This window comes from Pseudomonas sp. RHF3.3-3 (genome assembly GCF_048069595.1).
In the GTDB taxonomy this organism is placed as follows: domain Bacteria; phylum Pseudomonadota; class Gammaproteobacteria; order Pseudomonadales; family Pseudomonadaceae; genus Aquipseudomonas; species Aquipseudomonas fuscovaginae_B.
On sequence record NZ_CP182250.1, the window covers coordinates 3,349,704 to 3,373,367 of the forward strand.

General features: G+C 63.1%; 19 protein-coding genes and 1 pseudogene. 15 read left to right on the forward strand and 5 right to left on the reverse strand.

All coding sequences use genetic code 11. From position 1 onward, the window contains the following. Window positions 1–62 precede the first annotated feature (62 nt). Window positions 63–2,525, forward strand: coding sequence for a UvrD-helicase domain-containing protein (locus tag ACMGT0_RS15275; RefSeq protein WP_416773286.1), 2,463 nt, complete (start codon window positions 63–65; stop codon window positions 2,523–2,525). A gap of 101 nt (window positions 2,526–2,626) precedes the next feature. On the opposite strand, the gene ACMGT0_RS15280 is transcribed toward ACMGT0_RS15275, so the two are convergent. Further along, window positions 2,627–2,917, reverse strand: coding sequence for a DUF1652 domain-containing protein (locus ACMGT0_RS15280; protein WP_054059438.1), 291 nt, complete (start codon window positions 2,915–2,917; stop codon window positions 2,627–2,629). A 186-nt stretch (window positions 2,918–3,103) separates the two neighbouring features. Between ACMGT0_RS15280 and ACMGT0_RS15285 the strand changes: the two genes are divergently transcribed. The 6 genes and pseudogenes from ACMGT0_RS15285 (at window position 3,104) to ACMGT0_RS15310 (ending at window position 8,880) form a co-directional block, all read left to right on the forward strand. Further along, complete coding sequence (locus ACMGT0_RS15285; protein ID WP_054059439.1) at window positions 3,104–3,919, forward strand: AraC family transcriptional regulator; 816 nt, start codon at window positions 3,104–3,106, stop codon at window positions 3,917–3,919. A gap of 49 nt (window positions 3,920–3,968) precedes the next feature. Then, window positions 3,969–5,375 carry an NAD(P)/FAD-dependent oxidoreductase gene (locus ACMGT0_RS15290; protein ID WP_416773289.1) on the forward strand — a complete coding sequence of 469 codons (1,407 nt, stop codon included), beginning with the start codon at window positions 3,969–3,971 and terminating at the stop codon, window positions 5,373–5,375. Between the two features lie 44 nt (window positions 5,376–5,419). Further along, complete coding sequence (locus ACMGT0_RS15295) at window positions 5,420–5,761, forward strand: cupin domain-containing protein (RefSeq protein WP_416773291.1); 342 nt, start codon at window positions 5,420–5,422, stop codon at window positions 5,759–5,761. A 51-nt stretch (window positions 5,762–5,812) separates the two neighbouring features. Further along, entirely contained in the window at window positions 5,813–6,892 is a 1,080-nt protein-coding gene (locus ACMGT0_RS15300) for a polyamine ABC transporter substrate-binding protein (protein ID WP_054061404.1), read from the forward strand. Between the two features lie 377 nt (window positions 6,893–7,269). Continuing rightward, window positions 7,270–8,022, forward strand: a pseudogene (locus ACMGT0_RS15305) (MCP four helix bundle domain-containing protein); the annotation flags it as partial. Continuing rightward, entirely contained in the window at window positions 8,017–8,880 is an 864-nt protein-coding gene (locus ACMGT0_RS15310; RefSeq protein WP_416773487.1) for a methyl-accepting chemotaxis protein, read from the forward strand. The pseudogene ACMGT0_RS15305 and the gene ACMGT0_RS15310, both read left to right, overlap by 6 nt. Window positions 8,881–8,943: 63 nt before the next feature. Here ACMGT0_RS15310 and ACMGT0_RS15315 read toward each other — a convergent pair whose 3' ends face one another. The 4 genes from ACMGT0_RS15315 to ACMGT0_RS15330 all read right to left on the reverse strand — a co-directional run bounded on the left by ACMGT0_RS15315 (window position 8,944) and on the right by ACMGT0_RS15330 (window position 12,480). After that, window positions 8,944–9,873 (reverse strand): alpha/beta hydrolase, encoded by a 930-nt coding sequence (locus tag ACMGT0_RS15315; RefSeq protein ID WP_416773293.1) that lies wholly within the window; start codon window positions 9,871–9,873, stop codon window positions 8,944–8,946. Then, window positions 9,870–10,817 (reverse strand): choline ABC transporter substrate-binding protein, encoded by a 948-nt coding sequence (locus tag ACMGT0_RS15320; protein WP_416773489.1) that lies wholly within the window; start codon window positions 10,815–10,817, stop codon window positions 9,870–9,872. Before ACMGT0_RS15320 ends, ACMGT0_RS15315 begins: the two co-directional genes overlap by 4 nt. A 151-nt stretch (window positions 10,818–10,968) precedes the next feature. Beyond that, window positions 10,969–11,580 carry a LysE family translocator gene (locus tag ACMGT0_RS15325; RefSeq protein ID WP_054059350.1) on the reverse strand — a complete coding sequence of 204 codons (612 nt, stop codon included), beginning with the start codon at window positions 11,578–11,580 and terminating at the stop codon, window positions 10,969–10,971. A 51-nt stretch (window positions 11,581–11,631) separates the two neighbouring features. Then, window positions 11,632–12,480 (reverse strand): AraC family transcriptional regulator, encoded by an 849-nt coding sequence (locus ACMGT0_RS15330; protein WP_054059349.1) that lies wholly within the window; start codon window positions 12,478–12,480, stop codon window positions 11,632–11,634. A 507-nt stretch (window positions 12,481–12,987) separates the two neighbouring features. On the opposite strand from ACMGT0_RS15330, the gene ACMGT0_RS15335 reads away from it, so the two are divergent. The 8 genes from ACMGT0_RS15335 (at window position 12,988) to ACMGT0_RS15370 (ending at window position 23,664) form a co-directional block, all read left to right on the forward strand. After that, complete coding sequence (locus tag ACMGT0_RS15335; RefSeq protein WP_054059348.1) at window positions 12,988–14,436, forward strand: serralysin family metalloprotease; 1,449 nt, start codon at window positions 12,988–12,990, stop codon at window positions 14,434–14,436. 167 nt (window positions 14,437–14,603) lie between these two features. Beyond that, on the forward strand, window positions 14,604–16,064 hold the full coding sequence (locus ACMGT0_RS15340; RefSeq protein WP_416773296.1) for a serralysin family metalloprotease: 1,461 nt from the start codon (window positions 14,604–14,606) through the stop codon (window positions 16,062–16,064). A 291-nt stretch (window positions 16,065–16,355) separates the two neighbouring features. After that, window positions 16,356–17,828: a serralysin family metalloprotease gene (locus ACMGT0_RS15345; RefSeq protein WP_416773298.1), complete on the forward strand. Its 1,473-nt coding sequence runs from the start codon at window positions 16,356–16,358 to the stop codon at window positions 17,826–17,828. 22 nt (window positions 17,829–17,850) lie between these two features. After that, a complete protein-coding gene (locus tag ACMGT0_RS15350; protein ID WP_152974381.1) occupies window positions 17,851–19,209 on the forward strand; it encodes a serralysin family metalloprotease in 1,359 nt (452 codons plus the stop codon). 127 nt (window positions 19,210–19,336) lie between these two features. Then, the gene (locus tag ACMGT0_RS15355) at window positions 19,337–19,645 is read left to right on the forward strand and encodes an AprI/Inh family metalloprotease inhibitor (RefSeq protein WP_054062425.1); all 309 of its coding nucleotides are present in this window, start codon (window positions 19,337–19,339) and stop codon (window positions 19,643–19,645) included. Between the two features lie 120 nt (window positions 19,646–19,765). Then, the gene (locus ACMGT0_RS15360) at window positions 19,766–20,380 is read left to right on the forward strand and encodes a calcium-binding protein (protein ID WP_054059345.1); all 615 of its coding nucleotides are present in this window, start codon (window positions 19,766–19,768) and stop codon (window positions 20,378–20,380) included. Between the two features lie 162 nt (window positions 20,381–20,542). Next, window positions 20,543–22,339: a type I secretion system permease/ATPase gene (locus ACMGT0_RS15365; protein WP_054062275.1), complete on the forward strand. Its 1,797-nt coding sequence runs from the start codon at window positions 20,543–20,545 to the stop codon at window positions 22,337–22,339. Continuing rightward, window positions 22,336–23,664, forward strand: coding sequence for an HlyD family type I secretion periplasmic adaptor subunit (locus ACMGT0_RS15370; protein ID WP_416773301.1), 1,329 nt, complete (start codon window positions 22,336–22,338; stop codon window positions 23,662–23,664). The genes ACMGT0_RS15365 and ACMGT0_RS15370 overlap by 4 nt, the downstream gene beginning before the upstream one ends.

A 23,664-nucleotide genomic window follows, 5' to 3' on the forward strand; every position in this document is an offset into this window, starting at 1 on the left:
CTGCTGGTCCAATCGGGCGACCATAGGCCTTTCGCCCGGACAGTCCCAGACCTGGAGTCAGCGTGTCGCAATACAGCCCCGAACCGCCTGCCGAACTTTCCTCCCTGGCCCAGTTGCCGCTGTTCAGGCGCCTGCTGGCCCGTCTGTTGGGCGGTGGCCTGAGCCGCCTGCGGGCGCAGCACGTGGCGTCCTGGTTGCAGGGCCAGGCGGACGGCTTTCGCAGCGGCCACAGCGCCGGTGTCGAGTACGGCTATCGGGAAGGGCACGCCGAGGGCCTGGAGCAAGGCCGCCAGGTTCTGCTGATCCGTGATACCCGTCCTGCGGAGCACCGGGCGCCCGGGGTCGATGACAACCTGTTCGACGACTGGCGCCTGCCGCTGAGCGGCGAGTTGAAGAAACGCATCAAGGCCGACGTCGCCCGACGGTTGCCTGCCCATGGGCAACCCAGCGCGGCGCAGTGGAAGATGATCTTCAGCGATACCCCGTCGACTGCGGTGATCGCCGGGGCTGGCGCGGGCAAGTCGACTTCGCTGGTGCTGCGCATCCTGTTGCTGACCCATTACCTGGGCTTCGAGCTCGACTCGCTGACCGTGGTGACCTTCACCCGCGAGTCGCGCAAGGATTTCATTGCCAAGCTGATCGAGGTCTTCGCCCTGTGGGGGCGCCCGCTCGGCCTGCGCGAGGCCAGGGAGGTGGTGCGCACTTTCCACTCGCGAATCCTGCCGATGGTTCGCGGCCTGCCGGGTTTCGGCCAGTTGCAGGCGTTCGAGAACCTGGGGACACGCACGGCCGGCGACGACGAAGCAAGCGACAGCAACCCGTTCGACCTGCGGATCAACGACGCCCAGCGCCAACACCTCAACGCCTGCTACCACCGCCTGCAGCGGGACAATCCGCGTTTTCGCGAGATTCTGGCGCCGCTGTACAAGCATGCCCTGCAGCTCAAGGAACTGGAGCAGGACCATCCTGACGTGCAGAAGCGCATGGCGGTGACCGAGCTGGCTTCCCGGCGCGATGAGGAACTGTGCGATACCATCGAGGACCTGTGGTTCCGCGCCGGTGCCTGGCCGATCAAGGGCATCGAACCGAACCGCGAGACCCTGGAGATCAACGGCTCGCCGTTCCATTGCCACGGCTACATCGAGCAGTTGGATGCCTGGGTGGTGCTGGGCTTCGACCCGCGCGAAAGTCCGCAGATCACCCGCCCGGGATCGCGCCTGACGGTGCGTGCGGAGTGGGCTGTAAAGCGCACCCTGTTTCAAGCTTTCTGTCGTAAGTCATTGATATGGCTGGATAGTTATGAGTCGGCCAAGCGCGTACTGGCGTCCCTGGGCGATAATGCCAGTGCCGGCCCGGGATTCGACTACAAGGTCAAGGGTGAGCTGGCCTCGGCGCCGTTGCTCGACTGTTTTGTCATGGCGGCCGGGTTCATCGAGAACCTTGGCCTGGACGTCAGCGTGGCGGTCGGCCGGATGAGCTTTGCCAGGGATGATCCGGACCGGTTCTTCTTCGAAGCCCTGAGCCTGTTCTGGAAGGCCCTGGAAGCGCACCTGCTGGCGCAGTCGCCGCCGATCATGACCTACAACCGGATGTTCTCGCTGTTTGGTGAAAACAGCCCGGAAAACCAGGCGCTGCTCAGCGACGAGCTGCTGCGACCGCTGTCGCACCTGATGATCGACGAGTTCCAGGATGTCTCGCCGCAGATCGTTTCCTGGCTGCGCGCCAGCCTGCGGGAGATTCGCCGGCGCGGTCCGGCACTGCATGTCGGGCGTGGCGCCCAGCACTCCTCATTGCTGTGCGTGGGCGATGACTGGCAGTCGATCTACGGCTGGCGGGGCAGCTCGCCCAAGTACTTCATGGAGTTCGGCAAGGAGTTCCCATCGCCGTCGACCACGCGGGTGATGCTCAGCGACAACTTCCGCAGCCACCAGCACATCATCGATGCCGCCGAGCATATCGTGCGCGCGGCGCCGGCCATCGCCGGGAAGAAGGCCAAGGCTGCCGGCGAGCCCAGGGAAGGGGGGCCGGTGCAGGTGTTCGAGCGCGATGATGCGGAGTTGGGCAGGCGCCTGGCAGAGCACTATCGGAACGGCGACAGTATCTTGATGCTGTTTCGAAAAAGTAGCGATAAGTTGTTGATTGAAAAACATATTCAGGCTGTAGTTAATGCTGATTCTAGCTTGCCCTTCGAGCAGCGGCGGCTCAAGCAACTGACCTACCACAGCGCCAAGGGCCTGCAGGCGGATGCGGTGTTTCTCCTGGGTGATTGCCTGCACCTGACGCGTTCGCCGTACAAGAACCAGGTCTACCGGATGGCCGGGCTGGGCCGGGACGGCGATGCCGAGCCGTATGACAGCGCGCAGAAGGACGAGATCCTGCGCCTGGCCTATGTGGGCATCACCCGGGCGGTGAAGCACTGCTACTGGTTTCTGGACGCTCCGGATGCCCAGGCGGCGAATGCGCCGAAGGCGTCCGATCGGATCGCGGCGGGCAAGGCGTTTTTTGCCGATTGGCGCGCCAGGTGAACGGTGGTGTCACTGACAAGGTAGGCACACCGGCACGGCTGTACCCCGTGGGAGCCGGCCTGCTGGCGATAGCTGTCGTTGAGGCGACAGCGTGTGACTGATCAGGCCAGGACCTGCAGGTTCTGGGGGGGTACAAAGGACTCCAGCTCGGCCTCGATCGCCTCGATGATGCGTTCCACATCGGCCGCATTCATCACCGTCGCACAGGGGATGCCGGCGATGGCGATCAGGGTCTCGCCGCTGGCCCGGTCGAACAGTCGGGCGACCATGCTGCCCGGCGCGTCCATGCTGGCTTCGAAACCCATCGGATGAAAATGCCAGCGCATCAGTTGGCAGGCATTGGGAAACGTGACCTTGCTGAAGAATTTGCTCATGTTGCCCACCTGTGTCATTGAGCGCTTCCTTGTGCTCGCGGGTAGGAACGGCAGGACCTCATGGTCCGACCTGGCCTTGTGTTAAAAAGCCGAGTGCTAAAAATAGCACCCGTCCATCACCCGCAGGGAGTTTTTTCGGCCTGTGGGGCGATTGTTTTCCTGTAACTTGATCGATGTCATGAAACCTTCACTTGCGAGCGCTCCATGTTCGACGACGATGACGGTCCACTGCAGACCCGGGCCACCGGCGAAATCGTCCTGCGCTACCACCTGCGCTGGAAACATCGCGACCTGGACGGCGTCATGGCCCTGTATCACCCGGATGTCCAGTACCACGATTTCTTCCAGAACCGCGTGATGGGCCTGGGCGAGTTGCGTGACTACGTACAGGCCAGCATGCCCCGCGATTGCGGTGAGGCGCTGGAACACAGCGACCGGATCCGTCTCGACGGCAACACGGCGTTCATCCAGTACAAGCTCACCCTGCGCGGTGGCGCGGGGCTGGTGTCGTTTCGTTCCAGCGAGGCGATCACCGTCCGTGACGGGCTGATCTGGCGGGTCAATGAATACGCCTCGCTGGTGCATGAGCAGGCCGCCAGCCCCGAGGCGAGCCCATTGCGTCCGGCGACCAGCCGCCTGGGCCTTTCGCCCCGGCAACTGAGCTTCATGGCGGACGACCTGCAGCAGTACTTCGAGCGCCAGCAACCCTATCTCGACCCCGGCCTCGACCTGCAACGGGTGGCCAGGGAGAGTGGCTACAGCCGCAACCAGATTTCCTACCTGCTCAACCAGGTGCTCGGCCAGAGCTTCTACCGTTATGTGAACCAGGCCCGCCTGCGGCATCTGCTCGCGGCGCTGGAGCAGGCCGGGCCGTCGGCGCGGATCGACGACCTGGCGTTCGCCGCCGGTTTCAACTCGCTTTCGGCCTTCTACAGCTGTTTCCGCCAGCACACCGGCCTGTCGCCCAAGGCCTATGTCCGGCAAATTTCCTTGCGTGCACGCGCGCAAGACACGCCTTGAGCAGCCGGACTAGCATCGCAGCCATCTGTTACAGGTTGCGGAGTGCTGCATGCCGGTCTGGCGAAATATCAGTTTATGGATGGATCAGCTCGATGAGCCGTTGACACCACGGCCCAGCCTGGAGCGGGACCTGGACGTCGATGTGGCGATCATCGGTGCCGGTTACACGGGGCTGTGGACCGCCTACTACCTCAAGCGCCAGGCCCCGCAGCTGAAGGTGGTGGTGATCGAGGCGCAGACCGCCGGCTTCGGGGCCTCGGGGCGCAATGGCGGTTGGCTGATGGGCAACCTGCTGGGCGAGGATCGCCTGCTGGCCGGATTGTCGCCGCAGCAACGGCGCGACGCCTTCGATCTGCTGCACGGCATTCCCGACGAGGTGAAAGCGGTCATCGATCAGGAGTCCATCGACTGCGATTATCGCAAGGGCGGGGTGCTCTACTGTGCCGCGCGTTATCCCGAGCAGGAACACAGCTTGCGGGCCTACCTGCAGGGCCTGCACCGCCAGGGCCTGGACGAAGCCGACTACACCTGGCTGAGCCCCAGCGAGCTGGCCCGGCAGATTCGCATCGCCCGGCCGTACGGGGCGATCTTCTCGCCGCACATGGCGACGATCCAGCCGGCCCGGCTGGCCCGCGGGCTGGCCCGTGCGGTGGAGCGGCTGGGGGTGCCGATCTACGAAAACACGCCGGTGACCGACTGGCGCCCCGGGGGGCTGCGCACCGCCAAGGCCCAGGTCCGCAGCCACTGGGTGGTGCCGGCCGTCGAGGGCTATTCGGTGACCCTGCCACCGCTGGGCCGCTACCAGTTACCGGTGCAGAGCCTGCTGGTGGCCACCGAACCGCTGCCGGCGGCCACCTGGGAGGAAATCGGCCTCGACCGCGGCCAGGCCTTCAGCGAAGGCAGCCGCCAGGTCACCTACGGCCAGCGCTCGGCCGACAATCGACTGGTCTTCGGTGCCCGCGGCGGTTATCGCTTCGCCGGCCGGCTGCGGCATGACTTCAACCTCAGCGGGCAGGAAATCGAGCTGCGTCGCTACCTGTTCGGTGAGCTGTTCCCGCAGTTGAAAAAGGTCCGTATCAGCCATTCCTGGGGTGGCAACCTGGGCATGCCGCGACGTTTCCGGCCGCACATGCTCTGCGATCGTGCCAACGGTATCGCGCTGTCCGGCGGCTATGGCGGGGAGGGCGTGGGGGCCAGTCACCTGGGCGGGCGCACCCTGGCCGATCTGATCCTGCGCGAGGATACCGCGCGTGTCCGGCAGCCCTGGGTGATCCATGAAGGCGGGCTGGCCGCGCTCCGTGCCTGGGAGCCCGAGCCCTGCCGCTGGCTGGGCTACAACGCGATCGTGCGTAGTTTCGTCCACGAGGATCAGGTGCTGGCCAACCCCAATGCCGCCCCCTGGCGCCGCAAGCTGGCCAGCCGCCTGGCCGGTTTCATGGAAAGTTTCATGCAGTAGCCGGCGCTGGGGCGCCGGATCATTCATCCGCTGGAGTGCAATCCATGAGCATTACGCAATTCAAGAACACCGCCACGGTCGCCCTGGAGACCTCGACTCCGGTCGCGGTCCCCCTGGGCGAGCCGGTGTCGGTGACTTCGGTCACCTGCGTCGAGCGCAGCGACGGCGTCGAGACCGGCATCTGGGAGTGCACCCCGGGGCGCTGGCGGCGGCAGATCACCGCCCAGGAGTTCTGTCACTTCATCCAGGGTCGCTGCACCTTCACGCCAGATGAGGGCGAGCCCCTGCAAATAGAGGCCGGCGATGCCCTGATGCTGCCGGCCAACAGCACCGGCATCTGGGATATCCAGGAGACCGTGCGCAAGACCTATGTGCTGATTTTCTGATCCTCTGATCACTTGAGCCTGCCAATAACAACCATACCCAGGAATCGACTCATGATCCGCATGTCCCTTGCTCCCCTGATGCTGGTGGCGTCCTTCGTCCAGGCGGCCGAAACCGTCAAGATCTACAACTGGTCGGACTATATCGCCCCGGACACCACCAAGAACTTCCAGGCTGAAACCGGGATAGGTTTCAGCTACGACGTCTACGACAGCAACGAGACCCTGGATGGCAAGTTGATGACCGGCAAATCGGGTTATGACGTGGTGTTTCCTTCCAACCACTTCATGGCCCGGCAGATCCAGGGCGGCGCGCTGAAGAAGCTCGACAAGAGCCAGTTGCCGAACTGGAAGAACCTCAATCCGGTGCTGCTCAAGGCCCTGCAGGTCAACGATCCGGACAACGAACACGGTTTCCCCTATCTGTGGGGCAGCACCGGGATCGGCTACAACATCGACAAGGTCAAGGCGGTACTGGGGGACAATGCGCCGGTGGACTCCTGGGACCTGATATTCAAGCCGGAGAATATGCAGAAGTTGCACAAGTGTGGTGTAGCGATTCTCGACAATGGCCCCGAATTGTTGCCGGCGACACTCAACTACCTGGGCCTGCCGCACCACAGCAAGAACCCGGCGGACTACAAGAAGGCCGAGGCGCTGTTGATGAAAGTGCGGCCCTTTGTGGCGTACTTCCATTCATCCAAGTACACCACCGACCTGGCCAATGGCGATATCTGCGTGGCGGTGGGTTTTTCCGGCGATATCCTGCAGGCCGCCAGTCGCGCCCAGGAGGCGCACAATGGGGTCAGGATCGGTTATTCGATTCCCAGGGAGGGCGCGGCCATCTGGTTCGACATGGTTGCCATGCCGGCCGATGCGCCGGACGAGAAGGCCGGTTATGCCTTCATGAACTACCTGTTGCGGCCTGAAGTGATGGCCGGTATCAGCAACTACGTGAAGTATGCCAACGGCAACGCGGCGGCCGACAGCCTGGTCGACCCGGCCCTGAAGGCCGACACCAAGGTGTATCCGAGCCCGCAGATGATGGGCAAGCTGTTTGCCCTGGAGGCCATGCCGTTGAACATCGATCGGATTCGCACACGACTGTGGAGCAGGATCAAGACGGGCGAATAACCACGGGGTTTTCCAGGATTTGTAGAAGGCGGGAGGCGAAGTGCATTCGCTTTCCGCCTTTTTCATTGTTTTCCCTTGGGTATTGGATCCAGTTTTATTTAAAGCGTTATAAAGTTACACTAGCTGAATCGATTTTTTGATATTAAAAGGCTATCTTTTTTGCGTCATAGATAAGAGTTCTCAACTAGTTGTAATTTCTGGAAGTATTTTTACTTTTCGCCCTGTATAAAACATAAAGTCCTGCCGATATTGCTGATGAGTCCATGTCGTTTTGCTGCATGGCGTTGAAACTATCCGGTGACAGAGCCCGATAGAGAGATGGCATGGATGCTGATCGCCTCATTGTTGAGAGAGAGCTTCCCATGTCCCTACGCAATATGAATATCGCCCCTCGGGCCTTTCTCGGTTTTGCATTCATTGCATTGCTGGTGATTGTGCTGGGAGTGTTTGCGCAAACCCGCATGACGGTGATCCGTCAGGCGTCCATCGACATGCAGACCAACCAGTTGCCCAGCGTGGGCTACCTGGGCAATGTGATCGAGGGTGTGCTGCGGATGCGCATCCTGTCCTTTCGGGTCCTGACCAATCGTGAACCGGCCGCTCTGCAGGAAGCCGAAACGCGCATCGCGTTCCTGGTGGACAAGGTTCGCAAGGATCAGAAAAGTTACGCCGACCTGCCTTCCCAGGGCGAGGAACTGGCCAAGTACCGGGAGTTTTCCGCGACCCTCGAGACCTACCTGCAGGATCAGACCCGCATGATGGAGCTGTCCCGGCAGAACAAGCTCGATGAGTTGCGCAACCTGATCAATACCCAGATCAAGGCGGGGACCGACCTGATGGGCGTGCAGCTCAATCAACTGGTGGAGATCAACAAGGCCGGGGCCAAGGCCGCCTCGGACGAGGCGGGCCGTCAGTATGACAATGCCAGCACCGGCATCATCAGCGTTTCGGTGATTGCCGCCCTGATGACGGTGCTGCTGGCCTGGTTGCTGACCCGCAGTATTGTCAGCCCCTTGAAGACCGCCGTCGAAACCGCCGAGATCATTGCCGGTGGCGACCTGACCAAGCCGATCCGGATCGACGGTACGGACGAGCCGGCGCGCCTGCTGACGGCCCTGTCGAGCATGCAGGACAACCTGCGCAAGACCATCGAGCAGATTTCCGGCTCGGCCACCCAACTGGCCTCGGCGGCAGAGGAACTCAGCGCGGTGACGGAAGAGGCCTCCCGTGGCCTGCAACAGCAGAACAACGAGATCGAACAGGCAGCCACCGCAGTCAACGAAATGACCAGCGCCGTGGAAGAGGTGGCGCGTAACGCGGTCTCGACGTCCGAGGCGTCCCAGCAGTCCAACCACGCCGCCCGCGACGGACGGGATCGGGTGGTGGAGACGGTGGAAGCGATCCAGACCATGACCCATGACGTGCAGAGCACTTCGGCGTTGATCGAGGGCCTGGCCGCCCAGGGCCGGGACATCGGCCAGGTGCTGGACGTGATCAGGGCGATTGCCGAGCAGACCAACCTGCTGGCGCTCAACGCCGCCATCGAGGCGGCCCGGGCCGGCGAAGCCGGGCGTGGTTTCGCGGTGGTGGCCGACGAGGTGCGGGCCCTGGCCCATCGGACCCAGCAGTCGACCCGCGAGATCGAGCAGATGGTGGCGGGGATCCAGAACGGCACCAGTGAAGCCGTGCAGTCGATGCAGCAGAGCAACCAGCGTACCCAGGATACTCTGGAGCGGGCACGGGCGGCGGGGGTTGCGCTGGAGCAGATCACCCAGTCGATCAACCTGATCAACGAGCGCAACCTGGTGATCGCCAGTGCCTCTGAGGAGCAGGCACAGGTCTCCCGCGAGGTCGACCGCAACCTGGTGAACATCCGTGACCTGGCCTCCCAGTCGGCAGCCGGCGCCAACCAGACCAGCGCTGCCAGCCATGAGTTGTCGCGCCTGGCGGTGGACCTGAAGGCGATGGTGGCCCGTTTCGTGATCTGACGTTGCCGGCCCTGTCTGTGGGGCCGGCTCCCGCTTAGGGTAGAGGTTTCGCGGGGCGCTCGCTCACAGGGTCAGATGGCGCCGCAACTGCGCCAGCAGCTTTTCATACAGCAGGTCCACCTCGGGCACCTGCCCCCGTGCCCGCAGGCAGCCGTGCACCAGGCCCAGGCCGACATGCAGGCTGGCGCTGCCGCCGGCCTTTTTCAGGCGCTCGAAATAGCAGACACCGTCGTCCCGCAGCGGGTCGTACTGCGCCACGGCGATGAACGCCGCGGCCAGGCCCTGGAAGTTCGTTGCCCGCAGTGGCATCGCATAGGCTTCAGGCCTGTCGCTGTCCGCCAGGTACCAGGCGTGATAGCTGCGTACATCGTCGCTGCTGAGCAACGGCGCGTCGGCGCACTCGCTACGTGAAGGCAGGCCGTCGCTACCACCCAGTCCCGGATAGATCAGCGCCTGCAACAGCGGTTGCGGCTCGGCGGCATCGCGTAGCGCCAGGCACACGGCGGCGGCCAGGTTGCCGCCGGCACTGTCGCCGGCGATCGCCATGCGCCGCCGGTCCACCTGCCAGGTGCCGGCCTCGGCACGCAAGCCGCGCCAGACGGCCAGGCAATCGTCGAATGCGGCCGGGTAGGGGTGCTCGGGTGCCAACCGGTAGTCCACGGCAACCACCACGGCCTGGAGCCTGGAGGCCAGTTCGGCAGTGATGAAGTCGTGGGAGTCCAGATCACCCACCACCCAGCCACCCCCATGCAGATAGACCACGCAGGGCCAGCCATTGGCCGGGCGAGGTGAGGTCGGGCGGTACAGGCGTATCGGCACCTGGCCGATACGCTGCTCCCGGACTTCGATATCAGCCGGACGGGGCGGGGTGAAGGCCCGACACATCCGGCTGTAGCTGCGGCGCAGGCCCTGGATGCTGCTGTCCGGACAGGTGAAACCGAGCGTCTTGCTGACGAAGGCGCTCATGCCGGGGGAAAGGGGATAGTCGGTCATTGCGGTTTCAGGCTGGCCTGCACCGTTGCCACGCCATCCCGGCCGTCGATGCTGGTGACCCCCGCCAGCCAGCGCTTGAGGTCCTCGGGATGATCACGCAGCCACTGCCGAGCGACATCCTGGGGAGCCTGGCGCTCCATGATCGGTACCATCAGCTGGCTTTCCTGGGCTGCGGTGAAGGTCAGGTTCTCCAGCAGCCGGTTCACGTTCGGGCAGCGTTGTGCATAGTCCGGGGCGGTCACGGTGGAGACGGTCGCGGCGCCTTCGTTGGGGCCGTAGACGTCCTCGCTGCCGGTCAGGTAGGCGATCTTCATGTTGATGTTCATCGGGTGCGGGGTCCAGCCGACGAAGACCACGAACTCCTTGCGGTTGATCGCCCGCTGCACCGCGGCCAGCATGCCGGCCTCTCCCGACTCCACCAGCTTGAAGCCCTTGAGCCCGAAATGGTCGGTGTCGATCATGGTCTTGATCGTGGTATTGGCGCCGCTGCCGGGTTCGATACCGTAGATCGTACCCTTGAGCTGGTCCCTGAACCTGGCGATATCACCGAAGGTCTTCAGTCCGGCGTCCGCCACGTACTGCGGTACCGCCAGGGTCGCCTGGGCGTCGGCCAGGCTGGGGCTGGCCATGACCTTGACCTGGTTGGCGCTGACGAAGGGCTCGATGTTCTTGTCCATCGCCGGCTTCCAGTAGCCGAGGAAGATGTCCAGGCGCTTGTCGCGGATGCCGGCGAAGATGATCTGCTGTACGGCGCTGGTCTGCTTGCTTTCATAGCCCAGGCCGTTGAGCAGCACATCGGCCACCGCACTGGTGGCGATCACGTCGGTCCAGTTGACCACGCCCATGCGCACGTTCTTGCAGGAAGCGTCTTCGGCCGCGAAGGCCGGGTTGCCGAGCAATGCGGTGGCGCCGAGGAGCAGACAACCGTTGAACAGTCTTTTCAGGTTCGGGGTTTTCATGAGCGCTGAGTCTCGCGGCAGGTCGTTATTGTCGTGGCCGGTGTCTTCTTGCACCGTTCGGCTAAGTTACGCAGCCATTGCCTGGCAAAAGCGCACCAGGGCGACCGGCTTTTGCACTGGGGCGACTCGGACTCCATCATGCCAGCACGCTCATCCATGCCGAGGCCAGCAACAGCAACGCCATGCCGCGATTGAAACGCCGCATCGCCAGGGGCGAGCGCAGCAGTCGGGCCGAGCCGGCACCGAGCACGGCCCACAGTCCCATGCACGGCAGTGATACCAGAAAGAACACCAGGGACAAGGAGGCGACATGTGCCTGGCGTTCGGCACCGTTGCCGGCGAACACGCCGACCACCGCCAGGGCCATCATCCATACCTTGGGGTTGATCAATTGCAGGCTGGCGGCGCCCAGCAGGCCGAGACGCCGTGCCTGAGTGGCGGTGGAGTCCACGGCGTTCACCGGGGCCGTGAAGATCTGCCAGGCCAACCGGCTCAGCCAGGCCAGCCCCAGCCATTGCATCAGGCTTTGCAGCGCGGGCAGGTCGCTCAGTGACTGGCCGATCCCGCTGCCCACCAGCAGCACGATCAACGCGGCTCCGGTACCCGCACCGAGGATGATCGGCAACGCCGCCGCCACGCCGTGACGGGCGCTGTTGCTCAGCACCAGGATATTGTTCGGCCCGGGGGTGACCGAGGCGACGAAGGCGAACAGCACGAAAGGAAGCAGGTTGGGGAAAGTGGACAGCATGAAGGGCGGCTCCGCGAATGAATCGATGCAACGATCTTCGCGGTTGCCGCCTCAGGCGTCTGGAAGGTTTGAGCAGCGCTTGCGGTAGGCTGCCGGCGTCAGGCCGTAGGCCCGGACGAACCAGCGTCCGAGATGGCTCTGGTCGGAGAAGCCGAGGGTCATCGCCACCGTGGCCGGTGGTTCGCCACGGGCCAGCAGTTGCCGCGCCCGGGCCAGGCGCAATTGCACCAGGTAGGCATGGGGTGGCAGGCCGTAGGCCGACTTGAAGGCCCGGGTCAGCCGGAAGCGGTCGACACCGGTCACCGCGGCCAGGTCATCCAGGCTGACATCCAGCTGCAGGTTGGCATGCAGGTATTCCCGGGCCCGCTGTGCCACCCGCGGCAGGCGTGGGTCCTCGCGGTAGCGGGTGCGCCAGTGCAGGTGGCGGGTGAGGGCGTCGAACATCTGGTCCAGGGCGCTTTGCTGGACGATCCGCAGCTCCGGGCTGTGCATCGCCTGGAACGCCGCGCTGGTGGCCTGGGCCAGGCGACTGTCGCCAGTCGCCAGCGGTGTGGCAAAGGACAACTGGCTGTTGGCGGGCGCTTCCTGGAACAATGCGCCCAGCTCACGCTCCAGCCAGTGGGGTTCCAGGTACAGCGTCCGGTAGGTGAAGCCGCCTTCGGTGGGCGCGTCGCCGTCGTGGATTTCCCCCGGTTCGAGCATGAACACATGGCCCGGCATGCTGTGAAAGCGGGTGCGCTGGCAATTGAATTGCTGCACGCCCTGTTCGGTGACACCGATCAGGTAGGTGTCGTGCCAGTGGGCGTCATAGGCGTGCCCCTTGAAGTGGGCACGGAGGGTTTCGATACCGGTATCGCGATCCTGAGTCAGGTCGATCCAGTTGTCGGCGTTGCTGGGCATGCTGTACCTGGAACATAGCTCAATCGTGCAGGATGACAGTAGGCACTGCCTGGCCAGGGCAAGTCTAGAACATCTGTGCAGCTGTCCGGGGCCTCGCGGGCATGCCATGGCGGGAATGCGGGGGCTGGACCGGTGGCGTTGAATAGTTGGATTGTCCTACAATAATAAAGGGTGAAAAATAGTAATAAGACCCATAAGTTAATAAATGACCCATTGGTCATTTAACGATGCACTTCGCTTATGCATTTTTCTCACTTGAATGTTCGCGATGTCCTGCTCATGGGGTTGGGAAACTTCTGTCAGAAAATATTTTCCCAGACATAGGCAATGTTTACGGGATCTTTCCGGATTTTGGCGTTTTGATATCAAAAAAAGCGCTGGACGGTTGATTTCAAAATGTGTCAGTTTCTCGCTGCCTTCAAAAAGGGCGAGTGATAGGATGATCTCGCCAAGGGATTGTCGCTATCGGACAAAAACTGTTTCACTTGTAAACAAGGAAGTGTGTTTATGTCGAAAGTCAAAGCGAAAGCTATTGTTTCGGTAGAGTCGGCGCTGGCGGCCAGCGGTACAAGTTCCGCCTTCAACCAGATCGATAGCTTCAGCCATCAGTATGACCGCGGTGGCAATCTCACGGTCAATGGCAAACCCTCCTACTCCGTCGATCAGGCCGCCACGCAACTGCTGCGTGACGGTGCCGCCTGGCATGATCTGAACGGCAGCGGCAAGATCGAGCTGACCTATACCTTCCTGACGTCCCCGACCTCGAATTTCAGCGGTCTGGGCGTTACCGGGTTCAGTCAGTTCAGTGCCTTGCAGAAGTCGCAGGCGGTATTGGCCATGCAGTCCTGGGCCGATGTCGCCAACGTGACCTTCACCGAGGCGGCGCGGGGCGGAGATGGTCACATGACCTTCGGTAACTACAGCGCCGGTCAGGAAGGTGCGGCGGCATTCGCCTTCCTGCCGGGGACCGAGCCTGGCTACGACGGCCAGTCCTGGTACCTGACCGGGAGCGGCTACAACGTCAACAAGACGCCGGGCCTGAACAACTACGGGCGCCAGACCCTGACCCACGAGATCGGCCATACCCTGGGCCTGTCCCACCCTGGCGACTACAACGCCGGCGAGGGCAACCCGAGCTACAAGGATGCGACCTACGGGCAGGACACCCGCGGCTACAGCATCATGAGCTACTGGAGCGAAAGCAACACCAGCCAGAACTTCAGCAAGGGCGGCGTCGAGGCCTACTCGTCCGGCCCGCTGATGGACGATATCGCGGCGATCCAGAAGCTCTACGGCGCCAACTACAGCACCCGTTCCGGGGATACCACCTACGGTTTCAACTCCAACGCCGGTCGTGACTACCTGAGCGCCACCTCGTCTTCGGACAAGCTGGTGTTTTCGGTCTGGGACGGCGGCGGCAATGACACCCTGGACTTCTCCGGCTTCACCCAGAACCAGAAGATCAACCTGCATGCAGGTTCCTTCTCGGATGTGGGCGGCATGGTCGGCAACGTCTCGATTGCCCAGGGCGTAACGGTGGAGAACGCCATCGGCGGTTCGGGCAACGACCTGCTGATCGGCAACGACGTCGCCAACGAACTGCGTGGCGGTGCCGGCAACGACATACTCTACGGGGCTGGCGGTGCGGACAAGCTGTGGGGCGGTGCCGGCAGCGACACCTTCGTGTTCGGCGCGGTTTCCGATTCGACACCGAAGGCGGCCGACCGGATCATGGATTTCGTCAGTGGCCAGGACAAGATCGACCTGTCCGGGATCACCCATGGTACGGGCCTGAACTTCGTCAACGCGTTTACCGGGCATGCCGGCGATGCGGTACTGACCTACGCCGCGGGTACCAACCTCGGCACCCTGGCGGTCGACTTCTCCGGGCACGGTGTGGCGGACTTCCTGGTCACCACGGTGGGCCAGGCGGCGGTCACGGATATCGTGGCCTGAGTCGATGAAACGGGAGGTGGCGCCTGCGCCGCCTCCTCGAATCGCAAGGTGTCGGGTGAGCGCTATTTGCAGGATTCATCGGATAAGGGGCCGTCAAATGCGCACCCTCGTGGCCGAACATTGACGTGTTCGGGCACGTTTTCCCTGTCTCAAGGACTTGCATCAGAATGCCTCAGCCCATTACCAGAAACCTCGATAAAATCTTTAATTCGGTGCATCGGGATCCGCCCGAATGGGCATCGTCACAGACGCCCCTGTCGATTGATGGCAAGCCACTCTATTCCCAGGAGCAGGCGGTCAACCAGATCAACCGTAGCGGCAGGGTATTGAAGGACCGGGATGACGATCAGCAGATCGAGTTGACCTACAGTTTCCTGACGTCCGCCCCCAAGAACTTCAGCGGCCTGGGCGTCACCGGGTTCAGTCCGTTCAGTGCCCTGCAAAAAAAGCAGGCGGTCCTGGCCATGCAATCCTGGGCCGACGTCGCCAACGTGACGTTCACCGAGGCGAAGCCAGGCAAGGAGGGGCATCTGACCTTCGGCAACTACAGCGCCGGCAAGAAGGGGGCCGCATTCGCGTTCCAGCCGGGTTCCGGAGCCAGCAGCGATGGACAGTCCTGGTACAAGGCCGATGAAAGCAAGACGCCCGGGTTGGGTAACTACAGTCGCCAGACCCTGGTCCACGAGGTTGGCCATAACCTGGGCCTGAGCCACCCTGGAGACTACGACGCCCTCAAGGGCAGCCCAAGCTACAAGGATGCAAGCTATTGGCAGGACACGCGTGGCTACAGCGTCATGAGCTACTGGAGTGAAAGCAACACCGGCCAGAAATTCAATGGGGCCCATGCGTCCGGTCCGCTGATGGACGATATCGCGGCCATCCAGAAGCTCTATGGCGCCAACCACGCTACGCGCGCCGATGACAGCGTCTATGGCTTCAATTCCAACACCGGGCGCGATTTCCTCAGTGCCACCTCGTCTTCGGACAAGCTGGTGTTCACCGTCTGGGACGGTGGCGGCAATGACACCCTGGACTTCTCCGGTTTTACCCAGGACCAGAACATCAACCTCAACGCCGGCGCGTTTTCAAGCGTGGGCGGGCTGCTGGGCAATGTGTCGATCGCCAAGGGCGTTACCCTGGAAAACGCCGTGGGTGGCAGGGGCGACGATGTGATTATCGGTAATGCGGCGAACAATCGGCTCATCGGGGGGCCTGGTTGCGACGTCCTGTATGGGGATGCCGGCGATGACATCCTCGAGGGTGGCGACGGTAAAGACTGGTTGACCGGCGGTTCCGGCCACGACGTCCTCTTGGGGGGTGCCGGGCCTGACTGGCTGCGTGGAGGGGAAGGGCGCGACCTCTTCGTGTTCACCCGGATATCGGATTCGACGCCAGAGGCCGCCGACTGGATCATGGATTTCGTCAGCGGCGAGGACCGGATCGACCTGACCGACATTACCCATGGTTCGGGCCTGAGCTTCGTCGAGGCCTTTACGGGGCAGGCCGGGCAGGCGGTACTGGGCCGTGCCCACGAGGGGACGTTGGAAGTGGACTTCTCTGGCGATGGTGTAGCCGATTTCCGGGTTACTACGCTGGGTGTGGTAAGAGTCACGGATATCATGGCGTAAGTTGAACAAACAGGGGAGCGTCTACGCTACTCCTGCAAGTCGAATGGAGAAGTTGCTGTTGCCTGGGTAAAGGGAAATCTCGAGGGGAAAGTCTGGATGATTTAACGGTCTTGTCGACTTTTCCTCCTGGGGCTGAGCACGCTTCAGATAGCATTTTCAAAAGTTGTACGAGGGATGGAAGAATGAGCGTTATTTGCAGGAGGCTTCGGACAGGGAAAAGTCCAATAGGCCGGCTTGTTATCGGTTAGTTACCGGTTCGAGCAAGTTTTTCCATGCCTCAAGGATTTAAGCATGACATCTACCAGCTCCAATAAAGTTCTCTCTGGACAGTTTCCGTCCGAGGTCCGGCAATATACTTTGGAATCTTCCGGAAAGTTTTCCCTGACCACGGATGAGGCCGCGATGCATCTCGCCCGTTACAATCAGCGTTGGGCGGATCAGGACGGTGACGGTCGAATCGACCTGACCTACCAGTTTCTCACCGCACCCAACCTGGCCTTCGTTGGAATGCGCCTGGATGGATTCAGTGAGTTCAATGCGCAGCAGAAGGCGCAGGCGAAACTGGCCATGCAGACCTGGGCGGATGTGACCAATGTGACCTTCACCGAGGCCCAGGCGGGTGGGGAGGGGCAAATGAGCTTTGGCAATTTCAGCGAGGGCATGCACGGTGCCACGGCATTCGCCTTCCTGCCCAACAGCCACCCCATCCTTGACGGCCAGTCCTGGTACCGGGTGCCCAGCGACGATACCTGGTCCGGATGGCTGCGTAGCCGGGCCTCCGGCGACGGGCCCAACCAGCTGCCGGTGATGGGCAGCGCTGGCCGATTCGCCCTGGTTCACGAAATCGGTCATACCCTGGGCCTGGACCACCCCGGTGACTACAACTCCCGGGAAGATACCTGGCTCGACTGGCTGTGGAATCGGATCAGCGGCGACGATGACTACGGGCTGAAGGCCGATGTGGTCGAGGATTCCGTCGGCTACACCCTGATGAGCTATTGGAGTGAAACCAATACCGGACAGGATTTCGCCAAGGACGACGCGTCTGTCTACCCTTCGGCGCCGCAGTTGCACGATATTGCGGCGATCCAGAAACTCTACGGCCCCAACTTCAGCACCCGCGCCGGTGACACCACCTATGGCTTCAACTCCAATACCGACCGCGATTACCTGACCGCCACCTCGTCCGCGGACAAGCTGGTGTTTTCGGTCTGGGATGGCGGTGGCAATGACACCCTGGACTTCTCCGGTTTCACCCAGGACCAGGAGATCAACCTGAATGAGGGGGCGTTTTCCGACGTGGGCGGCCTGCGTGGCAATGTTTCCATCGCCCATGGCGTGGCTATCGAGAACGCCATGGGCGGCTCGGGCAAGGACCTGCTGGTCGGCAACGAACTGGGCAACCAGTTGCGCGGTGGTGCCGGCGACGACGTTCTCAAGGGCGGCGGTGGCGCGGATGAACTATGGGGCGGTGCCGGCAGGGATACCTTCATGTTCTCCGCCGTCTCCGATTCGACGCCGCAGGCCTCTGACCGGATCATGGATTTCACCACGGGTCAGGACGAGATCAGCCTGGCCGGGATGACCCGCGGCTCGGGCCTGAACTTCGTCGGTGCCTTCAGTGGCAATGCCCGGGAGGCGGTACTGGCCTATGACGAGAGCACCCACCAGGGCACCCTGGCGATCGACTTCGCGGGGCGGGGCCTGGCGGATTTCCAGATCACCACGGTCGGTCGGATGGCCGTCACGGATATCGTGGCCTGATGCCCTGCCTTGAGGATTTTGCGTGACAACGATCAATTCCCCTATCACCAGCGGCAAGCCGAGCTATTCCGTGGACCAGGCGGCGCAGCAGCTCACCCGTAGCGGCCAGTCCTGGAAGGACAAGGACGGCAACGGCACCGTCGAGCTGACGTTCGCCTTCCCGGACACGCCGCCCTCGAACTTCGTCGAGCTCAAGGTCGACCACGGCCTCGGCGGCTTCGGCCAGTTCAGCGCGTTGCAGCAGGCGCAGGCGGTGCTGGCCCTGCAGTCCTGGGCGGATGTCGCCAACCTGAGCTTCACCGAGGCGCCGAGCGGTGGCGAAGGGCACCTGAGCTTTGGCAACTACGAGGTCGGCCCGGCGGGCAGCGCGGCGTTCGCCTATGCGCCAGGGTCCGATCCCGACTACGACGGCCAGTCGTGGTACCTGGTCAGCGACAGCTACGACCTCAACAGTGCACCCGGCCTGAACAACTATGGGCGCATGTCGCTGGTCCATGAGATCGGCCATACCCTGGGGCTGTCCCACCCCAGTGACTACGGGGCGAATGTGGACCAGCCGAGCTACCGGGATGCCGGCTACGTGCAGGACACGCTGGGTTACAGCATCATGAGCTACTTCAGTGAAAGCAACACCGGGCAGAACTTCGTCAAGAACGGCGCCGAACACTATTCATCCGCGCCGTTGCGCGACGATATCGCGGCGATCCAGAAGCTCTATGGGGCCAACTACAGTACCCGTGCCGATGACACCGTCTATGGTTTCAACTCCAACACCGGCCGTGACTACCTCAGTGCCCAGTCGTCTGCCGATGCCCTGGTGTTCTCGGTGTGGGATGGGGGTGGCAATGACACCCTGGACTTCTCCGGTTTCACCCAGGACCAGGAAATCAATCTGCGGGCCGGTTCGTTCTCCGATGTGGGTGGCCTGCGGGGCAATGTCTCGATTGCCCACGGCGTCACCCTCGAGAATGCCATTGGCGGTTCGGGCCACGATGTGCTGATCGGCAATGACGTGGCCAACGAACTGCGTGGCGGCGCCGGCAGCGATATCCTCCAGGGTGGCGGCGGTGCGGATCGCCTCTGGGGCGGCGAGGGCAACGACATCTTCGTGTTCGGCGCCATCACCGACTCGACGCCGCAGGCCTCTGATCGGATCATGGATTTTGTCAGCGGCCAGGACCAGATCGATCTGGGCAGGCTGACCCAGGGGGGCGGCCTGAGTTTCGTCGACGCATTTACCGGACGGGCTGGCGAGGCGGTGTTGAGTCATGACGCCGACACCGACCAGGGCACCTTGGCCATCGACTTTTCCGGGCAGGGCCTGGCGGATTTCCAGGTTGTCACCGTAGGGCGGATGGCGGTCACGGATATTCTGGTCTGATGGTATGAAACCCACGAGCAAGGAACGCATGCAAGACCACCACCGGCCCGCCAGCGGGCCCATCACTCGAAAACGCAGGGGGGCCTGGCTGCTGGCCCTGTCACTCACTTTCATGGGAGAAGCCGTCATGGCCAGTAGTTTGGTGTTACCCAGCCGCGAATCGCTCGCGGGCCAATGGCAGTTGTCCAGCAGCTCGAGCCCGGCGCGGACCTGCGTGCTGGAGCTGGCGGCCCAGCCGCCCATGCTGACGGGCGACCTGGAGTGCGCCACCGAGCTGCTCGGCGAGCGCCCCAGCGGCTGGGAGCCGACTCCGGATGGCCTGTGGCTGTTCGATCAGCAGGGCAGCGGCCTGGTGCACCTGAACCGGGATGGCGCGGGTTATTCGGTGTCACGCCAGCAAGGTGAGCTGACCCTCGGCAGAAAGAGCCGCGACTGAGTTTCGGCAAGCGCGGGTGACCGCCTGCCCAGGACCGCCGTACACAAGAGTCCGCCCGATACGACCTTTCGTTGGCGAAGCGCTCTTGTTGCTTTACCTATTGATTTTTAAGGAAATGATATGTCTTTGTTTACCCTCAATCCCGTTTCTCCCAGGCAGGATGTGCCTGACCCGCTTGTCAACTTCAACGGCACGACCGGCAACGACTACATCGTCGGTAATGCCCAGGACAATCGTATCGTCGGCGGCGGTGGTCATGACTTGTTGCTCGGGGGTACTGGCAACGACACGCTGAGGGCGGGCAATAAGGCCAGTTCCCTCTACGGGGGCGCCGGTGACGACCTCCTGATCGGCGGCCGCGGTTCCGACCACCTCAATGGTGGCGACGGCGAAGATCGTCTCAATGGCCGGGCCGGCGACGACATCCTCGTCGGGGGCCCCGGGCTTGACTGGCTGGTGGGCGGCCCCGGTCGGGATACCTTCCTGTATCGCGATATCAGCGACTCGATCCCGGAGAGTGCCGACTGGATCGTCGACTTCGTCAGCGGCAAGGACAAGATCGATCTGAGTGCTCTCACCCACGGCTCGGGCCTGACCTATGTCGAGAAGTTCACCGGGCAGTCCCGTGAGGCGGTGCTGGGGTATGACCTGACGGTCGACTTCGATGGGGACGGCGTGGCCGATTTCCGGGTCATGACCGTCGGGCAGGCGGTGCAGACGGATATCGTCGCCTGAGTCTGGGAAAGGAGGCAGCCTGATGGCTGCCTCTGTCCGTTGGATGGCGAATCCATCGCCAGGGGAAAAGGGCCGTTGCATGTTTTGAATCAACTTCAGTGACAGGGCAGAGATCCTTGCGGGTCTCACGAATTTCTAGAATCAAAAAATCAGGGACGATAAATGAAATCGTTGAAGATGATTTCGGGTACACCCTTGTTCCGCGTACTGGGTGACTACAAGAGCATATTGATCAGCGTCGGTTGTTTCACCGCCCTGATCAATCTGCTGATGCTGGTCCCGTCGATCTACATGCTGCAGGTTTACGACCGGGTACTGACGTCGCAGAACGAAACCACCCTGGTGATGCTGACGCTGATGGTGGTGGGCTTCTTCGCCTTCATCGGGGTGCTTGAAACCATCCGCAGTTTCATCGTGATCCGCATCGGCAGCCAGCTCGAACGGCAGTTCAACCTGCGGGTGTACAAGGCGGCCTTCGAACGCAACCTGTTTCGCGGCGAGGGGCATGCCGGCCAGGCCCTGGGCGACCTGACCCATATCCGCCAGTTTCTCACGGGGCCCGCGTTGTTCGCGTTCTTCGACGCGCCGTGGTTTCCCCTCTACCTGCTGGTGATCTTCCTGTTCAACCCGTGGCTCGGAGTGTTTGCCAGCGTGGGCGCGGTGCTGCTGATTGCGCTGGCCTGCCTCAACGAGTGGCTGACCCGCAAACCCCTGGCCGAAGCCAGTGGCTATTCGCAGAAATCCAGCCAGTTGGCCACCAGCCATTTGCACAATGCCGAAACCATCCAGGCCATGGGCATGCTCGGGGCCCTGCGTCGACGCTGGTTCCAGGTGCATTCGCGGTTTCTCGCGCGGCAGAACCAGGCCAGCGATACCGGCGCGCTGGTGACTTCGCTGAGCAAGTCGCTGCGCCTGTGCCTGCAATCGCTGGTGCTGGGGCTGGGCGCCTTGCTGGTGATCAAGGGCGACATGAGCTCCGGGATGATGATCGCCGGCTCGATTCTGATGGGGCGCGTCCTGAGCCCCATCGACCAGTTGATCGCCGTCTGGAAGCAGTGGAGCGCGGCCAAGCTGGCCTACCGGCGGCTCGACGAACTGCTGCGCGAGTTTCCCCAGGGCGAGCCCGCCATGAGCCTGCCCGAGCCCAAGGGGCGAGTGGCGTTCGAGCAGGTCAGCGCAGGTCCCCCGGGGCGGCGCGGGGCCACCTTGCACCATGTCAGCTTTGCCATCGAGGCCGGTGAGGTGCTGGGCGTACTGGGCGCCTCGGGGTCGGGCAAGTCCACCCTGGCACGGGTGCTGGTGGGGGTCTGGCCAACCCTGGCGGGCGTGGTGCGCCTGGACGGCGCGGATATCCATCGCTGGGACCGCGATGAACTCGGCCCGCACATTGGCTACCTGCCGCAATCGATCGAACTGTTCAGTGGCACGGTGGCCGAGAACATCGCCCGTTTCAGCGAGGCCGACCCGCAAAAGGTGGTGGCTGCCGCGGTACAGGCCGGTGTTCATGAACTGATCCTGCGCCTGCCCCAGGGCTACGACACCCTGCTGGGCGACGATGGCTGCGGCCTGTCCGGTGGGCAGAAACAGCGGGTGGCCCTGGCCCGGGCGCTATATGGCGGCCCCCGGCTGGTGATCCTCGACGAGCCGAACTCCAACCTCGACGCGGTCGGCGAGGCGGCGCTCACCGCGGCCATCGCCCAGCTCAAGGCCCAGGGCAGCAGTGTGATCCTGGTGACCCACCGGACCACGTCCCTGGCCCAGACCGACAAGCTGCTGGTGCTCAACGAGGGGCGGATGCAGGCCTTCGGGCCCAGCGCCGAGGTGCTCAAGGCCCTGGCCGGCAACGCGCAACCAGCGGCGGCCACGGTGGCCGAAGCCCCGCGCGAGCCATCCCCAACCCCAGCCGGGCTCAGCCTGAGCCGGCAATACGGTGCAGCGACACGCAGGAGCGGAGCATGAGCCAGGACAGCCTGATGCAACACGATGAACCCCACGAGCGCCAGGAGCGCGATGCCGGCTTCTTTGTCCGCGCCGGCTGGTGGCTGGCGCTGCTGGGCGCCGGCAGCTTCTTCGCCTGGGCGGCCCTGGCGCCGCTGGACCAGGGCATTGCGGTCCAAGGGACCGTGGTGGTCTCCGGCAAGCGCAAGGCGGTGCAGTCCCTCGGCGGAGGGGTGGTCGAGCGGATCCTGGTGCACGAAGGGCAGTTGGTCCGCCAGGGGCAGCCGCTGTTTCGCCTCGATCAGACCCAGCGCTCGGCCGATGTCCAGTCCCTGCGCGCGCAGTACCGGGTGGCCTGGGCCAGCCAGGCGCGCTGGCAGAGCGAGCGGGACAACCTGGCGCGGGTGAACTTCCCGGATGAGCTGACCGCCGATACCGACCCGCAACTAGGCCTGGTACTCGAAGGTCAGCGGCAGTTGTTCAGCAGCCGGCGCGAGGCGTTTGCCCGCGAACAGGCCGGCATTCGTGCCGCCATCGAGGGCGCTGGTGCGCAACTGGCCGGCATGCGTCGGGCCCGCGCCGACATGAACGCCCGCGCCGACTCCCTGCGGCGTCAACTGGACAATCTGCGGCCGTTGGCCGAGAACGGCTATATCCCGGCCAACCGCCTGCTGGAGTACGAGCGGCAACTGTCCCAGGTGCAGCAGGACCTGGCGCAGAACAGCGGTGAGAGCGGGCGGGTCGACCAGGGCATTCTCGAGTCGCGATTGAAGCTTTCGCAGCACGCCGAGGAATACCAGAAGGAGGTGCGCAGCCAACTGGCCGAGGCCCAGCTCAAGACCCTGACCCTGGAACAGCAACTGACCTCGGCCCGTTTCGAACTGCAGCACAGCGAAATCAGCGCACCGGCCGAAGGTATCGCGGTGAACCTGGGAGTGCATACCGAAGGTGCGGTGGTGCGTGCCGGCGACACCCTGGTGGAGATCGTCCCGCAGGGCGAACGCCTGGAGGTGGAGGGGCGGTTGCCGGTCCACCTGGTGGACAAGGTCGGCACGGCATTGCCGGTGGACATCCTGTTCACCGCCTTCAACCAGAATCGCACGCCGCGGGTCAGCGGTGCGGTGAGCCTGATTTCCGCCGACCAGTTGCTCGATGAAAAAAGTGGTACGCCGTATTACGTACTGCGCAGTTCGGTCAGCGACCTGGCCCTGGAGAAACTCAACGGGCTGGTGATCAAGCCGGGCATGCCGGCGGAAATGTTCGTGCGCACCGGTGAGCGGTCGTTGCTCAACTATCTGTTCAAGCCCCTGATGGACCGTGCGGGCTCTGCGTTGACCGAGGAGTAG

Excerpts from the sequence above, each read along its gene's own strand:
- ACMGT0_RS15280 (WP_054059438.1), bottom strand. The coding sequence starts at position 2,917 with ATGACACAGGTGGGCAACATGAGCAAATTCTTCAGCAAGGTCACGTTT.
- ACMGT0_RS15285 (WP_054059439.1), top strand. The coding sequence starts at position 3,104 with ATGTTCGACGACGATGACGGTCCACTGCAGACCCGGGCCACCGGCGAA.
- ACMGT0_RS15290 (WP_416773289.1), top strand. The coding sequence starts at position 3,969 with ATGCCGGTCTGGCGAAATATCAGTTTATGGATGGATCAGCTCGATGAG.
- ACMGT0_RS15295 (WP_416773291.1), top strand. The coding sequence starts at position 5,420 with ATGAGCATTACGCAATTCAAGAACACCGCCACGGTCGCCCTGGAGACC.
- ACMGT0_RS15300 (WP_054061404.1), top strand. The coding sequence starts at position 5,813 with ATGATCCGCATGTCCCTTGCTCCCCTGATGCTGGTGGCGTCCTTCGTC.
- ACMGT0_RS15310 (WP_416773487.1), top strand. The coding sequence starts at position 8,017 with ATGCAGGACAACCTGCGCAAGACCATCGAGCAGATTTCCGGCTCGGCC.
- ACMGT0_RS15315 (WP_416773293.1), bottom strand. The coding sequence starts at position 9,873 with ATGACCGACTATCCCCTTTCCCCCGGCATGAGCGCCTTCGTCAGCAAG.
- ACMGT0_RS15325 (WP_054059350.1), bottom strand. The coding sequence starts at position 11,580 with ATGCTGTCCACTTTCCCCAACCTGCTTCCTTTCGTGCTGTTCGCCTTC.
- ACMGT0_RS15330 (WP_054059349.1), bottom strand. The coding sequence starts at position 12,480 with ATGCCCAGCAACGCCGACAACTGGATCGACCTGACTCAGGATCGCGAT.
- ACMGT0_RS15335 (WP_054059348.1), top strand. The coding sequence starts at position 12,988 with ATGTCGAAAGTCAAAGCGAAAGCTATTGTTTCGGTAGAGTCGGCGCTG.
- ACMGT0_RS15340 (WP_416773296.1), top strand. The coding sequence starts at position 14,604 with ATGCCTCAGCCCATTACCAGAAACCTCGATAAAATCTTTAATTCGGTG.
- ACMGT0_RS15345 (WP_416773298.1), top strand. The coding sequence starts at position 16,356 with ATGACATCTACCAGCTCCAATAAAGTTCTCTCTGGACAGTTTCCGTCC.
- ACMGT0_RS15355 (WP_054062425.1), top strand. The coding sequence starts at position 19,337 with ATGGCCAGTAGTTTGGTGTTACCCAGCCGCGAATCGCTCGCGGGCCAA.
- ACMGT0_RS15360 (WP_054059345.1), top strand. The coding sequence starts at position 19,766 with ATGTCTTTGTTTACCCTCAATCCCGTTTCTCCCAGGCAGGATGTGCCT.
- ACMGT0_RS15365 (WP_054062275.1), top strand. The coding sequence starts at position 20,543 with ATGAAATCGTTGAAGATGATTTCGGGTACACCCTTGTTCCGCGTACTG.
- ACMGT0_RS15370 (WP_416773301.1), top strand. The coding sequence starts at position 22,336 with ATGAGCCAGGACAGCCTGATGCAACACGATGAACCCCACGAGCGCCAG.